Consider the following 3,582-nt stretch of genomic DNA (forward strand, 5'->3'; position numbering starts at 1 on the left):
CTATTGCAGTGACAGGACTTGCTTTGGGATTGAGCTTTGCAGGCCTTAGCTACGCTTCAGCTGAAGAACAGCCTACCCCTGTTAATGAAGCAACTGTTGAAGCCATCATCAAAGAAGGTGCTGTTGACGTTGAAGCTCCTGCAACTAGTGAAGCCACAACTAAACTTGCAGAAAACACACCTACTACCGCTTCGAGCGAAGCAACCACAGTGTCAGAAGCACCAGTGGCCAGCTCTGAAGTAGCCTCAACAGAAACAGTTTCTGAAAAACCAAGCTCTGAAGTGACAAGCGCAGCTAGTTCGGAAGCAGCTAATTCTGAAATTATTCATTCTGAGGTAAGTGCAACAAATACACCTACAAACAACGAAAACCTCATCATAAGCACTTCTCCTGATAAAACAACTTTAGATACCTCACAAAAAGATGGTGATTTCACCATCACTGTTGAAGCGGAAGGTATCACAAAAAAGACAGATAAAAGAGAAAGTTTCGTTTCAGATGCAAATGGTGTTACCTATTATGTAGATGCAAAAGGGCAGCTGGTTACTGGACCAAGAGACATCAACGGTTTCCATTATTACTTTAACGATGACGGCACTATGGTAAAAGGGCAGCTTAGGAAAGTTGACGACAAACTGCACTTTTACGATGAAAACGATGGCAAGCTAGTAACAGACCGTTTTATTACATTCAAAGACAACCACTATATTCCAGAAGAAAACTATAGTAAAGTTGTTTACTTCAATGAACCTGCTTATATCGAACCAAACTATTATGTAATGCCTGGATTAGAACGTTACTATTTTGATAAAAATGGTAACACACTTGAGAAAGGTCGTCAGACAATTTTAGGTAACGACTATTACATCTATGACAATGGTCAAGTTGCTGTTCATAGACTAATGGAATTAGATCACAAACGCTACTACTTTGACGACAAAGGGGCCTTAGTCAAAAATAAACAATATCCTATCATCGAAAAGGGTCTATGGAAGTCTATGCCATATGTATTTTATTCAGACAACGATGGGGTGGCACATTATCTCAATAAACAACTAAACATTGTGACTTATCCGTTCCCAACTTACTATACTCTTCCTTCAGAAAATAATAGAGACTATCCAAAAAATCAATTTATGATGGACTACGAAGGTCGTTGGTATTACTTCAACAAAGACGGATTTCCTATCACTGGACCTAAAACTATTGATGGCTTTGAACTCTACTTCCATGAATCATCTCGTCCAGAAGGACATCAAGCTAAAGGCGAATTCATTAATATTGATAATAAAATTTACTACTTTGACAAAGACAATGGTCGTAAAGTCAAGGATACATCTTTTGAGTTAAACGGTATCCATTATATCGCAGATAAAGAAGGGAACATCACTATCCAAGGTGATTCTAGATTCCATAACCAATATGTCAGCGATGATAAAGGCAACTGGTATTACTACAACTCCGATGGCAATAAACTCATTGGCGAACAAAACATTGATAACGTCAAAGTTTACTTTAAGGACAGTGGAGTCCAAGTTAAAGGACACTTCGCTCCGAATGGACACTTCTATGACAAGGATAGTGGTGAACTTGTTACCAATGCTTATGTAGAAGACAATGGGAACTGGTACTATGTCGATGAAAATGGTCAAAAACTCATTGGAAACCAAATTGTTGATAGTTATCATGTTTGTTTTGACAGTGATGGTCGTCAACTAAAAGGTGAGGCTAGCTACTCAAATTCAGGTCTACCAAAACATTACTATGATTTGCATAATGGACAAATGGTTATCAACTCTCTTATTCAAATCGATGGTAAGACCTATAAAGCTGATAATGAAGGTAAACTCTCTGAAGTACCATATGCTTTAAACTATCGCAACCAAATTGTTACCGACGAATTTGAAAACAGCTATTATTATGACTACCAAGGAATGATGGTCAAAAATCAATACGTTACTATCTATCACCTAGAGAATGACTATCTTAACCCTAAAATTAAAAAAGTCACCTATTATGCAGGGTATGACGGAAAATTCCTTCACGGTCCCCAAACGATAAATGGTGTTGCTGTTTATTTCAATGTCTATGGTGAACAAATCAAAGACCAGTTCGCAGACGATGGTTACTATTATGATAAAGATACCGGTGCTCGTGTTAATTTAGGAGTCAACCAATCAGTTATGATAAATGGTAAATGGTATTATCTTGACCATAACGGAAAGCGATCTAAAGGTGAGTTTATTAAACAAGGAGGAAACAAATACTACTACGATAAAATTAATGGTGAGCGTGTCATTGGAACACTTTTTGAAGTGAACGATAAACTTTATATTTCAGATCAAGAAGGTGTCATTACTGAAAAGAAAGATGATATCAAAAAAAATGGACTGTTCTATGATGACTACCACAATATCCATTATATGAATGATAATGGTCATCTAGCTAGGAACTTATACGTTCCTTCTAACCACAATGGATTTAGCGACGATACAAAACCATTTTACTATTTTGGTTCCGAAGGAATAGCTTTAAAAGGGGAGCATACTATTAATGGTGAAACAGTATTCTTCGATGAAAATGGAGAGCAAGTAAAAGGAGGTTTCGCAAAAAACGGTAAATATTACGATAAACATACAGGTAACTTAGCAAGAAATACTTTCAGAGAGCGTACTGTAAGAATCGCTCGTGAATGGCGTGCTAATGGTATCTCAACTACATTCCGCTACTACCTAGATAATAGTGGCTACAAGGTGTCAGGTTATCAGACTATTGACGGTGAGGACTACTACTTCTACCCTGATGGACCACAGTTAAAAGGGGATTTCGCACCAGATGGTAGATATCACGATAAAGACACTGGAGCTTTAGTCACAAAACGTTATGTTCAAATAAAACCATGGCGTTTTATCACCGACCTAGGTAATGAGCCTATCGACCATAATTATGTTCAAGTATTTCAATTCGATAGATACCCTAGTCTAGCAGACACCTCAACTGGTGCAATTACTAGATATTTTGGTAAAAAATATTCTAATAGTTGGTACTACGTCGATGAAAATAGTCAAAAGGTAACTGGACACAAAACTATCGATAATGTGAAGGTTTACTTTGATAAAGATGGTAAACAAGCTAAAGGTATTGTTGCTGATGATGGTTATTACTATGACAAGAATAGTGGTGAACTTGTTGACTTAGGACGTGACAAATTCGTTGACATTGACGGTTATCGTTACTATGTTGGTAGTGATGGTAAATGTTATAAGGGTGAACAAAAGATTGGAGATGATTACTACTATTTTCACGATGATGGTAGACTAGGCTACGATGAATTGCGAACAATTTGGGCGGGAAATGACTACTACTACCATTATTATTACCCAAAAACTGGAAAACGTGCTAAAAATGTTGACATTACTTTTAATCACTCAATTCGTTACAAGGTGAAAGCTGAGGTTGTTCATTTCGATGAAAACGGTGATGGAAGGGTTATTAAATATATTTACGAATAATATTTATTTCACACATATAATTCCAATTTGTCTTTCAATGAAAGGAGAATTATCATGGAAAAGAAAGTAC

General features: G+C 36.9%; 1 protein-coding gene. It reads left to right on the forward strand.

Going from position 1 to position 3,582, the window contains the following annotated elements; all coding sequences use genetic code 11:
* The first annotated feature begins 2 nt into the window (after positions 1-2).
* On the forward strand, positions 3-3,512 hold the full coding sequence (locus HMPREF2637_RS02785) for a glucosyl transferase (RefSeq protein ID WP_256315727.1): 3,510 nt from the start codon (positions 3-5) through the stop codon (positions 3,510-3,512).
* Positions 3,513-3,582: the final 70 nt, after the last annotated feature.

The organism is Streptococcus sp. HMSC065H07 (genome assembly GCF_001837325.1).
In the GTDB taxonomy this organism is placed as follows: domain Bacteria; phylum Bacillota; class Bacilli; order Lactobacillales; family Streptococcaceae; genus Streptococcus; species Streptococcus salivarius_H.